Here is a 12041-nt window from a genome sequence, read left to right as displayed (position 1 = left end):
CACGATCCCGGGGCCGGCGATCTCGGACAGCAGCGCAGGCTGCTTGTCGTCAGGCGGCACCGCCACGTCGGCGATGCCAGCTTCGTGCTCGAGCGTGCAGCCGAGCCCCTCGCGATAGACGGCATGGCTGCGGCCGATGCCGAACAGCGTCACCATGACATCCTTGCGCACCCGATCGACCCGGTAGTCCATCGCCCAGGTCAGCAGACCGGTGCCGGGCATCGCGTCGGTGGTCTCGGCGAGATTGCGCCTGGTATCGAGGCCGGAGATGAAGGTCTCGGAGCAGAGGATGTCAGCCATGAAGCCGGTGGCAACCTTGGGGACGTCGTGGGCGCGAACCGCGCCGAGCGCGAGGCCGGCACAGGCGACGGTGGTGATTGAGAGAATGATCTTGCGGCGGCGGGTCACGGGCTTTCTCCGGCATGGGCGGGGTGTGCCCGGAAGGAAGCCGGAGCGGCGCGATCACGGCTCGCCGGATTTGGAAAACGGCCTTATTGAAAGCCGGGCGAGGCTCGCCGATTCTGGAATAAGCGAGCTATTTCAAAACAATACGAAGATGCAGCCGCGATGGCAGTCGCCCCCTCGCCCGCGCTTGCGGGCCGCGTCGGCCTCTCCCTACAAGCGGGGAGAGGCGAAGCAACACATCACGCCGCATTTACCTTCAGCCGCCGGTACTCGGTCGGCGTCACGCCGGTGACCGTCTTGAAGGCGCGGTTGAACGGCCCGAGCGACTGGAAGCCGGCGTCCATCGCGATGGTGATGACCGGGACCTCGGCCTGTGTTGGATCGGCGAGCGCGGCCTTGGCCTCCTCGATCCGGTGGTTGTTCAGGAAGACGTTGAAGTTGCGGTAGCCGAGCCGCTGGTTGATCAGCCGGCGCAACCGGTATTCGGGAATTTTCAGCCGGCCCGCCAGGGCGCCGATGGTGATGTTCTCCTGACGATAGATCCGCTCGTCCGCCATCAGCCGCATCAGGGCGTCGATGAGCTTTTGATCGGCGGCCTCATCGGCCGACGGCTGACTGAAAACGATCGGCGGTGCGGGCTCTGCCGCGGCCGGAAACAGATCTGCTCCGTCAACGCGCATCATGGCATAGACCATCGCCGCGACGATGCAGGCGAGCACGCCGGCATTGATGGTTTCGGCGACGTCGCCGACGTGGTGGCCGGTGACGGCGATCTGAAGCACTGCGTTCAGACCGCCGTAGATCGCGGTTGCGCAGACGATGAAGACACGAACGCCGCGGCGGCGCTCGACCAGGTCGGCCGGCCAGGAGGCGATCATCTTCCCGACCGCGAGCGCGATGAAGCCGAGCACGATCAGATTGACCAGCGTCACCGAGAACCGCACATGGCCGCTGGGTGCGATCCAGACGCAGCCTGCGAAGCTGAAGGCCGTCACCAGCGCCCAGACCCCTCCGTGCCACCAGCGCAGACGAAACTCGTCGTCGAACAGGGACCGTGTGAACAGCCAGAACACCACGATGTCGCCGGTCGACAACGCGATCAGCGGCGCGTGCAGGAGCGGGATCGGTGACGTGACGTCCACCGAATAGCTCGCCGCATGCGCGGCCGACCCCAGAGCGAAGGCGGCGCCGAGCCGGGCCGCCAGCACATTGCGAAACTCGGAGACCAATGACGCAGCCAACACCAGCAGCAGCGCGACGGATGCGGCGCGAAAGGCAAGTTCGAGATTGGTCAGCAGCATCCGGTCAATCCGATTGCACAGCGGCGTGCCACGAACCTAAGTCAGATCAGACCTCGATTCAATTCGCCGGGTCCACGACACGCGCGAGGTGATCCAGGCGTCGGCCGGCTTGCCGAACAGATCGATCTCGCGATCCTTCCGAGCGCCCAGGCTCCGGGCCACACCCTGCGATGGCACATTCGTGCTTTCGATACAGTGCATGATCTCGTCGATCTCGAAGCTGTCGAACACCCAGTCGATCGAAGCGCCGGCCGCTTCCGCCGCATAGCCTTTGCCGCGGAATTCCTTTGCAATGCCCCAGCCGACCTCGAAACCGGGCCAACCCGGTGGCGACCACGGGCCCACACGTCCGACATATCTGCCGCTCGATTTTTCCTCGACCGCGAACATGCCGAAACCGTAGAGCGCCCAGTGCCCGGAGATCACGGCCGCGTTGCGCCAGCCGCCGATCTCGGTCGTGATCGGCTTGCCGTCCGGCGCGATGAAGCGGGCGGTGCCGGGATCGGACAGCATCACCGCGTTCGGCGCAATATCGCTTGCGCGCCACGGGCGCAGGATCAGGTGTTCCGTCTCAATTCTGGGGCCGGACACCTGCAAAAGCCTGGCGCCAGGCTTGAGCGGCGGAATCATCGGTCTCCTCCCGTTTTCATTGTTGTTCTGCTACGATCATACCAGCAAGAAACAGGAGTCCACCATGAGCTGGCAGCCCTCAAACGATCCCGTGCTCGGCGATCCCATGTCCTGCGACGCGCTCGACCTCGTCATCGTGCCGCGCACCCGCGATCTCGGCGACGGGTTCGCGGTGCGGCGCGCGCTGCCGCATGGCAAGCGGCAGATGGTCGGGCCCTTCATCTTCTTCGACCATTTCGGACCCGTTCAGTTCGTCTCCGGCAAGGGCATGGACGTGCGGCCGCATCCGCATATCGGGCTCGCCACCGTAACCTATCTGTTCGACGGCGCGATCATGCATCGGGACAGCGAGGGCAACGTCCAGGAGATCGCGCCCGGCGCGATGAATTTGATGACGGCGGGGCGCGGCATCGCGCATTCCGAACGCACGCCCGACGCGCAGCGCGCCTCGGGCCAGAAGATGCTGGGCCTGCAAAGCTGGATCGCGCTGCCGGCAGGATCGGAGGAGATCGCGCCGTCGTTCCAGCATTACGGCGCCGGCGATTTGCCGATGATCTCCGAGCGCGATTTCACCGCACGGGTGATCGCGGGCTCGTCGTTCGGCATCGCTTCGCCTGTGACGATGGTGTCGCCGTGGTTCTATACGGAGGTCACGGCCGCCCAAGGCGCGAGCGTGCCGCTCGATCCCGATCATGAGGAGCGCGCGATCTACATCGTCGATGGCGAGGTCGAGATCGCAAACGAGCGGTACGAGGCGCCGCGGCTGCTGATCTTCCGCCCCGGCGACCGCATCACCGTGAAGGCGCTGAAGGCTACGCGGATGATGTTTCTCGGCGGCGATGCGCTGGAGGGGCCACGCCACGTCTGGTGGAATTTCGTCTCCTCCAGCAAGGAGCGGATCGAGCAGGCCAAGCAGGACTGGAAAACCGGTCGCTTCGCCGCAGTTCCGCAGGAACATGAGTTCATTCCGCTGCCGGAATAGGCTATTCCGGCTTCCGGCCGCGCCATTCACGCGGTCGGATGTCCTGCCTGAAAGCCTTGCCTGCGAAAGATTTGCCGATGACCACCATGCTCTCCAGCGACCTGCCCCTGACCAAGATCGGACGCGGCAAGGTGCGCGATATCTACGACGTCGACGGCGACCGCCTGCTGCTCGTCACCACCGACCGCATTAGCGCCTTCGACGTCGTGATGGGCGAGACCATTCCGATGAAGGGGGCGGTGCTGACCCAAATCAGCGCCTGGTGGTTCAACGAGCTCGAAGGCGTGGTGCCGCATCACATGATCAGCGCCGACACCGACGCGATTTTAGCAGCCGTACCGGCCTTGAAGCCACACCGCGCCGAGATTCTCGGCCGCGCCATGCTGTGCAAGCGCACCACCGTGTTCCCGATCGAATGCGTGATCCGCGGCTATCTCTCGGGCTCGGCCTGGAAGGAATACGCCGCGAGCGGCACGCTGGCCGGCGAAAAGCTGAAGGCCGGACTCGTCGAGAGCGAGAAGCTCGAGCCTGCCATCTTCAGCCCGGCAACCAAGGCCGAGAGCGGCCATGACGAGAACATCACCATCGCGACGATGCGCACGGTGGTCGGCGACGAGGTCGCCTACACGCTGGAGAGCATGACGCGCGCGATCTACACGCTCGGCGAGGAGCTGGCCCGCGAGCAGGGCATCATCATCGCCGACACCAAGTTCGAGTTCGGCCGTGACAAGGACGGCCGCATCATCCTGATCGACGAGGTGATGACCCCGGATTCCTCGCGCTTCTGGGCGGCCAGTGCCTATAAACCGGGCCAGCCGCAGGCGAGCTTCGATAAACAACCGCTGCGCGACTATCTCGATGTCGAGCGCCGCGCCGGCCGCTGGAACGGCGACGCCCCGCCGCCCCCGCTGCCGGCGAGCGTAGTGGACGCAACCAGCAAGCGGTACCTGGAAGCGTATCGGCGGGTGACGGGGACAGAATTGAAGATCTAGCCTAGCTGTTGCCGCTCACCTCGTCATTGCGAGGAGCGAAGCGACGAAGCAATCCAGACTGCCTCCGCGGATACATTCCTGGATTGCTTCGCTCTGCTCGCAATGACGTTGAGAGGCCGGTGTGCCTCTCTAGCGTCGCCTGCCTAGCTAGCTCAGATTCGCGGTGAAACCGGCGGCACCTCACACCCCTGCCATCATCACGTATTTGATCTCGACATATTCTTCCATGCCGTGACGCGAGCCTTCACGGCCGAGGCCGCTTTCCTTCACGCCGCCGAAGGGGGCGACTTCGGTGGTGATGAGGCCGGTGTTGACGCCGACCATGCCGGACTCCAGCGCCTCGGCGACGCGCCAGACACGGCCGAGATCACGGGAGTAGAAATACGAGGCGAGGCCGAACGGCGAGGCGTTGCACATCGCAATGACGTCGGCTTCGTCCTTGAAGCGGATCACCGGCGCGAGCGGACCAAAGGTTTCCTCCTGCGCCACCAGCGAGTCCGACTTGACGTCGGCCAGCACCGTGGGCTCGAAGAACGAGCGCCCGAGCTCGCTGCGCTTGCCGCCTGTGACGATTTTGGCGCCGCGCTTGACGGCATCCGCGATGTGGCGCTCGACCTTGTCGACCGCCTTCATGTTGATCAAGGGCCCTTGCGTGACACCGCTCTCGGTACCGTCGCCGATCTTCATCGCCGCGACTTTCTTCGACAGCTTCTGCACGAATTCGTCGTAAATCTTGTCCTGGGCGTAGAGGCGATTGGCGCAGACGCAGGTCTGGCCCATGTTGCGGTATTTCGAGACGATGGCGCCTTCGACCGCGGCGTCGATGTCGGCATCGTCGAACACCACGAAGGGCGCATTGCCGCCGAGCTCGAGGCCAAGCCGTTTCACGCCGACGGAAGCCTGCTGGTAGAGGATCTTGCCGACCGCGGTCGAGCCGGTGAAGCCGACGAAGCGCACCGCCGGATGCTCGCACAGCACCTTGCCGATCGGCGGCGCGTCACCGGTGATGATGTTGAGCACGCCCTTGGGGATGCCGGCCTTCTCGGCGAGCACAGCCAGCGCCAGCGCCGACAGCGGCGTTTCATTGGCGGGCTTCAGCACCACGGTGCAGCCGGCGGCGAGCGCCGGGGACACTTTTCGCGTGATCATCGAGTTCGGGAAATTCCAAGGTGTGATCGCACCACAGACACCGATCGGCTGCTTGATCGCGAGCAGCCGCGCATCGGGCCGCTGGGTGGGAATGGTCTCGCCATAGACGCGCCTCGCTTCCTCCGCGAAGAACTCGATATAGGCGGCGCCGATGTCGACCTCGCCGAGCGCTTCCGAAAGCGGTTTGCCCTGCTCGGAAGTGAGGATCAGCGCGAGATCTTCGCGATTGGCTGTGATCAGCTCGAACCATTTGCGCAGGATGTTGGAGCGCTGCTTGGCGGTGTGCTTGGCCCAGGCCGGAAAGGCGCGCTCGGCGGCTTGGACCGCCTTGGTCGTATCATCAGCACCAAGCTGCGGAACTTTGGCGATCTCGACGCCGGTCGCAGGATTGTTGACGGCGAAGACCGGTGTGCCGACCCAGGCGCCGTCGATGTAGCAGGCTTCCTTCAGCAGCGAAGGGTCCTTCAACCGGTCGCGCAGGGTGGCGGTGGCTTGCGTGGCGCGTGCGGCGGCGGTCGGTGTCATGACGTTACTCCCAGGGCGATCGGATCGGCCCGGAATATAGGAGCAAGCGGCGCCCGATGCACCGCCCCACAACGCACATCAGATGATAGTTAAACTGGCAGCGGGCGAACTTATTGTTTGAGCATGATCTTTCCGGAAAACCGCCGCACACTTTGCGCTAACGCGGCCCTTCGGGTCCGGATCATGCCTAGGCCGCGCCGCTCATATAGGTCTCGCGACGGCCGATCATGCGCTCGGCCGCGGCCTTGGCGTCCGCCTTCGACGACGTTGCGCACGTCCGGTATTCGAGATCGGGAACGTCCGACGGGTTGCGGCGACCGAACCAGTTTTTCGAGCCGACCGGCAGCAGCGCCAGGGATTGCGCCAGATTGTCGACCGCACCGAAGGAATAGAGCGCGCCGGTCCCGGCGATGCGCACCTCGTAGATCCCGGGCGAAATCGGCGCCTCCAAATTCTCGCCCCGTCCGGGACGGGGATAGCGCTTCCATTCGCTCCAAGTCGAAATCATCTGAGGTCCCCTCGCGGCCGCTCAGCAGCCGCCAATTTGCATCAAGTCTTAACGTCGGCCGTCGATTGAGCCGAGTGCTGAACGCCGCAACGCACAAAATGTTTCAGGTGCTTCAAACACGTGAAGCATATCGCCAGAGCCCATCCACGGTCACGGCGAAGTGCGGCCTTCCACCGCAGATTGTGACGGAGTGCTGCCGTTCGGCCCGTCTGTCGTCCTGCGTGGAGCACGGACCGTCAAGTCACGACATCGCGACCACCGCGGGCATCTGGACACGCTTGCCGCGCGGGGCGTGCGGGAGGACAATCGATCACTTCCAACAATAATCAAACCGGAGGAAACACGCATGCGGAGCAAAGCTGAGATCGACCAGATCCTGCGCCAGAAGAGCGACGCCAAGGAAATTCCCGGCGTCGTCGCGATCGCGGCCAGCGGTAACGACGTCCTGTATCAGGGCGCATTCGGCAAGCGCGACCTGTCCAAGCCCGATGCGATGACGGCGGATAGCGTGTTCTGGATCGCCTCGATGACGAAGGCGGTGACCTCGGCGGGCGCGATGCAGCTGGTCGAACAGGGTAAGCTGTCGCTGGATGCGCCGATCGGTGAGGTGTTGCCCGATCTCGCCAACCCGCAGGTGCTCGAAGGCTTCGATGCCAAGGGCGAAGCGAAGCTGCGGCCGGCCAAGCGGCCGATCACGCTGCGCCAGCTCATGACCCACACCGCCGGCTTCTGCTACAACATGTGGAACGGCGATCTCGCGGTCTATCTCGACAAGAACGGCATTCCCGCCATCACGACCTGCCAGAACGCGGCGCTGAAAACGCCAATCATGACCGACCCCGGCACGCGCTGGGAATACGGCACCAACATTGATTTCGTCGGCAAGGCGGTGGAAGCTGCCAGCGGCAAGCGGCTCGACGCTTACCTGCGCGACAATCTGTTCAGCCCGCTCGGAATGAGCGACACGGCATTCAAGATCACCGACGACATGCGCAAGCGCCTCGTCGGCATGCATGCGCGTGGCGAGGACGGCCAGCTCGCATCGATCCCGTTCGAGCTCGAGCAGGAGCCGGAATTCCACATGGGCGGCGGCGGCCTCTATTCGACGGCGGCCGACTACATCAAGTTCACCCAGATGATCCTCAACAAGGGCCGCGGCAACGGCAACCAGGTGCTGAAAGCCGAGACGGTCGCGACGATGGGACAAAATCACATCGGCGACCTCGCCATGGGCAAGATGACCACGGCGGCACCGATGTACACCAACGACGTCGACCTCTACCCGGAGCAGGTGAAGAAGTGGGGCCTCAGCTTCATGATCAACACCGCCAAGACCGCGGAAGGACGCAGCGCAGGCAGCCTCGCCTGGGCGGGCCTCGCCAACACCTATTACTGGATCGACCCGGCCCGCGACGTCACCGGGGTGATTCTGATGCAGCTGCTGCCGTTCGCCGACGCGAAATGCCTGGAAGCATTTGCGGGATTTGAGCGCGGGGTCTATGCCGGGCTCGATGCGGGAAGCGGCCAGAAGGCGGCGTAGGGAGCCTGGCCTTCACCACGCGTCATGCCCGGGCTTAGCCGTCCTTCGGACGGCCAAGCCCGGGCATGACGACCGAAAAAATCGCGCTGACCATTCCTTGACGAGAGGATTTCGACTTGGCTGAAAAAGCGGACAGCTACGTTTGCGGCATCTCGGAGGCGCCGCTGCTCGGCGACACCATCGGCCGCAGCCTTGACCAGGCCGTGCAGCGCTGGGGCGATCGCGAAGCCGTCATCTCGCCCAGCCATGGCGTGAGATGGACATGGCGTGAATTCGCCGAGCGGGTCGACGCGCTCGCGGCCGGCTTTCTCGCGCTCGGCCTCGAGCGGGGGCAGCGGATCGGTATCTGGTCACTGAACCGGCCGGAATGGACGCTGACCCAGTTCGCCGCCGCCAAGGCCGGCCTCATCCTGGTGACGATCAACCCCGCCTACCGCTTGAGCGAGCTGGAATTTGCACTTCGCAAGGTGGGCTGCGCGGCGATCGTCACCGCGACGGCGTTCAAGACCAGCAACTACATGGAGATGCTGAACACGCTGCTGCCCGAGCTCGCAAGCGCCAAGCCCGGACAGTTACAGGCCGCGCGGCTGCCAGACTTGCGGATCGTGATCCAGATCGGCGGCCCGGCAGCATCAGGCACGATCCCGTTCGAAGAAGTCGCCGGGATGGGCCGAGCGGAGCATCGCGAGCAACTCTCAGCGCTCGGAGCCGCCCTGCAATTCGACGACCCCGTCAACATCCAGTTCACCAGTGGCACGACGGGATCGCCCAAGGGGGTGACGCTGACCCATCACAACATCCTCAACAACGGCTATTTCACCGGACGCGCGATGCGCCTGACCGAGCGGGATCGCATCTGCATTCCCGTGCCGCTCTATCATTGCTTCGGCATGGTGATGGGGAATCTTGCCTCCGTCACACTCGGCACGACCATGGTTTATCCCGGCGAGGGGTTCGATCCGCTCACGACGCTGCGTACGATCGAACAGGAGAAATGCACGGCGCTCTACGGCGTGCCGACGATGTTCATCGCCGAGCTCGATCATCCCGAATTCGCCAGCTTCGACCTGAAGTCGCTGCGTACCGGCATCATGGCCGGCGCGCCCTGCCCGATCGAGGTGATGAAGCGCGTCAACACCGAGATGAACATGCGCGAGGTCACGATCGCCTATGGCATGACCGAGACCAGCCCGGTCAGCTTCCAGAGCGCAACGGACGATCCGCTCGAGCGGCGCGTTTCCACGGTCGGACGGATTCATCCGCATGTCGAGGTCAAGGTCGTCGATCTCGAGGGCAGGATCGTCAAGCGCGGCGAACGGGGCGAGCTGTGCACCCGCGGCTACAGCGTCATGCTGGGCTATTGGGAGGAGAGCGAGAAGACCGCCGACGTGCTCGATGCGAACGGCTGGATGCATACCGGCGACCTCGCCGTCATCGACGACGAGGGCTATTGCAATATCGTCGGCCGCATCAAGGACATGGTGATCCGCGGTGGCGAAAATCTCTATCCGCGCGAGATCGAGGAGTTTCTCTATCGTCACCCCAAGATTCAGGATGTGCAGGTCTTCGGCGTGGCGGATAACCGCTATGGCGAGGAGCTCTGCGCCTGGGTCCGCGTCAGATCGGGCGAGACGTTGAGCGCAGAGGAGGTCCGCGCCTTCTGCGAAGGCCAGATCGCCCACAACAAGATCCCGCGCTACGTGGAGTTCGTCGATGAATTCCCGATGACGGTGACGGGAAAGATCCAGAAGTTCTTGATGCGCGATACCGTTGAGCAGCGGCTGGGACTGAAGGCGGCGAAGACGGCGTGAGGGGTCCGAGAACCTGCATCCACACCGTCATTGCGAGCGTAGCGAAGCAATCCAGTCTGTCCCCGCGGAAAGATTCTGGATTGCTTCGTCGCATCAGCGCAAAATTGCTTCGCAATTTTGTCGCGGGCTCCTCGCAATGACGGGGAGAGAGACGCGCGCTACGCCGTCAGCCCGCGCTGCCCGGCGAGGTCCTTCAACGACACTTGCGGCCGCGCGCCGATATGCTGAATCACTTCGGCGGCTGCGAGCGCACCGAGCTCGCCGCACTGCTTGTACGCAAGATTGCGCGCCAGGCCATACAGGAAGCCCGCGGCGAAGAGGTCGCCGGCGCCGGTGGTGTCGACCACCTTGTTGACCGGGAAGGCCGGCGCGGCGACGGCGTCCTCCACCGACACTACCATGCAGCCTTTCTCGCTGCGGGTGACGATTCCGAGATTGACGTCGTTGCGCAGCTGCTTCAGCGCGGTGTCGAAATCCGAGGTCATGTAGAGCGAGTGCAGCTCGGACTCGTTGGCGAACACGATGTCGACGGTGCCGTTGCGCATCAAGGACAGGAACTCGTCGCGATAGCGGTCGACACAGAAGGAATCCGACAATGTCAGCGCCACCTTGCGCTTGGCATCATGAGCGATCTTGGCCGCCTTGACGAAGGCGTCCTTGGCGTTCTTGGGGTCCCAGAGGTAGCCTTCGAGATAGACGATGCCGGCGCCGGCGATTTCGGCCGGATCGATATCGGCGGGCGACAGATCCTGCGCCGCGCCGAGATAAGTGTTCATGGTGCGCTCGCCGTCATCGGTGACCAGGATGTAGGAGCAACCGGTGGCGGGACCGTCCGTCGCGGCGGGCGTGTTGAAGGCGACGCCGGCAGCGCGGATATCGTGGACGTAGAGCTTGCCGATCTGGTCGTCCTTGACCTTGCCGACATAGGCGGCACGCGCCCCCAGGCTGCCAATGCCGACGATGGTGTTGGCGGCAGATCCCCCCGAGACTTCCGTGGCCGGCCCCATGTCCTTGTAAATGGCCGCCGCCCGCGCCTCGTCGATCAGGGACATGCTGCCCTTGGTCATGCCATGCTTGGCCAAAAAGGCCTCGTCGGTCCTGACCAGCACGTCGAACAGCGCGTTGCCGATGCCGAGAACGTCATATTTCACGTCAGCCATTCACCTTGATCCTGTTTGGCGGATTGCGATCCCAGCGGAAATCCGCTTCCTGTCAGCCTGAAATCTGGCTCGCGGCCTATCACGACCGGGCCTGCACGGGCAAGCAACGGTATTATGTAAGTCCGATGATCCGCTCCTTCCTGACCGTCTCGACGGGAACGCTGGCCTCGCGGCTGCTGGGCTTTGCCCGCGATTCCCTGATCGCGGCGCTGCTCGGCACCGGCGCGGTGGCGGATGCGTTTCTGGCGGCGTTCCAGCTCGTCAATGTGGTGCGACGGCTGCTCAGCGAGGGGGCGCTGAATGCGGCGCTGATCCCGGCCTGGCTGCGCGTCAGGGACCGCGATGGCGAGGAGGCCGCTTCCGCATTCGCCGGACGCGTGCTCGGCACCGTCAGCGTGGTCCTGATCGCGATCTCGGCCGTCATTGCGCTGGTCATGCCGCTAGTCATCACGATCATCGCGCCGGGCTTTCTCGGCAGTGCCACGCTCGACCTCGCCGTCGCGAACGCGCGGCTGATGCTGCCCTATCTCGCCTTTGCCGGGCCGGTCACGGTGCTGATGGGCCTGCTCAACGCGCAGGGGCGCTTTGCGCTGACCGCCTTCTCGCCGCTACTGTTCAACATCGCGCTGATCGTCGCGATCGCAGCGCTGCTCGTCGGACATGCCGACGCGGCTTTCGCGGCGTGGATGCTGGCGGCGACCGTCGGCTTCGCCGGCCTGCTGCAGCTCCTGATGTTGCTGTCGCAGCGGAGTGCGCGCCTCGCCACGCCGCTGCGCATCAGTTTCGACAAGGAGATGCGCGGCTTCTTCGCCAAGGCTATTCCCGGCATGATCGCAAGCTCGGGACCGCAATGGCTGATGGTGGCCGGTGCGATCATCGCATCCGCGACGCCGTCCGCTGTGTCCTGGCTCTATTTCGCCAACCGGCTGATCGAGCTGCCGCTCGGCATCGTCGGCGTCGCCATGGGCACAGTGCTGGTGCCGGAGCTGACGCGCGCCATCGCCAGCTCCGACCGCGAGACGGTGGCGCATGCGGAAT

General features: G+C 64.3%; 10 protein-coding genes and 1 pseudogene. 5 read left to right on the top strand and 6 right to left on the bottom strand.

The window, feature by feature from the left end:
* The 3 genes and pseudogenes from MOV75_RS11795 to MOV75_RS11785 form a co-directional block, all read right to left on the bottom strand.
* A pseudogene (locus MOV75_RS11795) lies at window positions 1-408 on the bottom strand (serine hydrolase); the annotation flags it as partial.
* Between the two features lie 236 nt (window positions 409-644).
* Window positions 645-1706, bottom strand: coding sequence for a helix-turn-helix domain-containing protein (locus MOV75_RS11790; protein ID WP_247005758.1), 1062 nt, complete (start codon window positions 1704-1706; stop codon window positions 645-647).
* 36 nt (window positions 1707-1742) lie between these two features.
* Window positions 1743-2336 carry a GNAT family N-acetyltransferase gene (locus MOV75_RS11785; protein WP_246924744.1) on the bottom strand — a complete coding sequence of 198 codons (594 nt, stop codon included), beginning with the start codon at window positions 2334-2336 and terminating at the stop codon, window positions 1743-1745.
* A gap of 64 nt (window positions 2337-2400) precedes the next feature.
* On the opposite strand from MOV75_RS11785, the gene MOV75_RS11780 reads away from it, so the two are divergent.
* Together MOV75_RS11780 and MOV75_RS11775 are read left to right on the top strand one after the other, a co-directional pair.
* The gene (locus MOV75_RS11780) at window positions 2401-3318 is read left to right on the top strand and encodes a pirin family protein (RefSeq protein WP_246924742.1); all 918 of its coding nucleotides are present in this window, start codon (window positions 2401-2403) and stop codon (window positions 3316-3318) included.
* Window positions 3319-3395: 77 nt separating this feature from the next.
* Window positions 3396-4310 carry a phosphoribosylaminoimidazolesuccinocarboxamide synthase gene (locus MOV75_RS11775; protein ID WP_247005750.1) on the top strand — a complete coding sequence of 305 codons (915 nt, stop codon included), beginning with the start codon at window positions 3396-3398 and terminating at the stop codon, window positions 4308-4310.
* 180 nt (window positions 4311-4490) lie between these two features.
* On the opposite strand, the gene MOV75_RS11770 is transcribed toward MOV75_RS11775, so the two are convergent.
* Both MOV75_RS11770 and MOV75_RS11765 read right to left on the bottom strand, forming a co-directional pair.
* Window positions 4491-5984 (bottom strand): NAD-dependent succinate-semialdehyde dehydrogenase, encoded by a 1494-nt coding sequence (locus MOV75_RS11770; RefSeq protein ID WP_246924736.1) that lies wholly within the window; start codon window positions 5982-5984, stop codon window positions 4491-4493.
* A 187-nt stretch (window positions 5985-6171) separates the two neighbouring features.
* Entirely contained in the window at window positions 6172-6492 is a 321-nt protein-coding gene (locus MOV75_RS11765; RefSeq protein ID WP_094894365.1) for a hypothetical protein, read from the bottom strand.
* Window positions 6493-6838: 346 nt separating this feature from the next.
* Between MOV75_RS11765 and MOV75_RS11760 the strand changes: the two genes are divergently transcribed.
* Window positions 6839-8032 carry a serine hydrolase gene (locus MOV75_RS11760; protein ID WP_246924733.1) on the top strand — a complete coding sequence of 398 codons (1194 nt, stop codon included), beginning with the start codon at window positions 6839-6841 and terminating at the stop codon, window positions 8030-8032.
* A gap of 116 nt (window positions 8033-8148) precedes the next feature.
* The gene (locus MOV75_RS11755; protein WP_246924731.1) at window positions 8149-9843 is read left to right on the top strand and encodes an AMP-binding protein; all 1695 of its coding nucleotides are present in this window, start codon (window positions 8149-8151) and stop codon (window positions 9841-9843) included.
* Window positions 9844-10001: 158 nt separating this feature from the next.
* Here the strand turns inward: MOV75_RS11755 and MOV75_RS11750 are convergent, their stop codons facing one another.
* Window positions 10002-11003 (bottom strand): adenosine kinase, encoded by a 1002-nt coding sequence (locus MOV75_RS11750; protein WP_246924728.1) that lies wholly within the window; start codon window positions 11001-11003, stop codon window positions 10002-10004.
* Window positions 11004-11128: 125 nt separating this feature from the next.
* Between MOV75_RS11750 and MOV75_RS11745 the strand changes: the two genes are divergently transcribed.
* Window positions 11129-12041 (top strand): lipid II flippase MurJ (locus MOV75_RS11745; RefSeq protein WP_309486935.1); only part of this gene is annotated, 913 nt, incomplete at its 3' end.

This window comes from Bradyrhizobium sp. PRIMUS42 (genome assembly GCF_023006515.1).
Taxonomy (GTDB): Bacteria; Pseudomonadota; Alphaproteobacteria; order Rhizobiales; family Xanthobacteraceae; genus Bradyrhizobium.
This window is presented reverse-complemented; position numbering and strand designations above follow the sequence as displayed.

Bases quoted from the DNA above. Each gene is read 5' to 3' on its own strand.
- MOV75_RS11765 (WP_094894365.1), bottom strand. From the start codon at position 6,492: ATGATTTCGACTTGGAGCGAATGGAAGCGCTATCCCCGTCCCGGACGG.
- MOV75_RS11775 (WP_247005750.1), top strand. From the start codon at position 3,396: ATGACCACCATGCTCTCCAGCGACCTGCCCCTGACCAAGATCGGACGC.
- MOV75_RS11770 (WP_246924736.1), bottom strand. From the start codon at position 5,984: ATGACACCGACCGCCGCCGCACGCGCCACGCAAGCCACCGCCACCCTG.
- MOV75_RS11790 (WP_247005758.1), bottom strand. From the start codon at position 1,706: ATGCTGCTGACCAATCTCGAACTTGCCTTTCGCGCCGCATCCGTCGCG.
- MOV75_RS11760 (WP_246924733.1), top strand. From the start codon at position 6,839: ATGCGGAGCAAAGCTGAGATCGACCAGATCCTGCGCCAGAAGAGCGAC.
- MOV75_RS11780 (WP_246924742.1), top strand. From the start codon at position 2,401: ATGAGCTGGCAGCCCTCAAACGATCCCGTGCTCGGCGATCCCATGTCC.
- MOV75_RS11785 (WP_246924744.1), bottom strand. From the start codon at position 2,336: ATGATTCCGCCGCTCAAGCCTGGCGCCAGGCTTTTGCAGGTGTCCGGC.
- MOV75_RS11750 (WP_246924728.1), bottom strand. From the start codon at position 11,003: ATGGCTGACGTGAAATATGACGTTCTCGGCATCGGCAACGCGCTGTTC.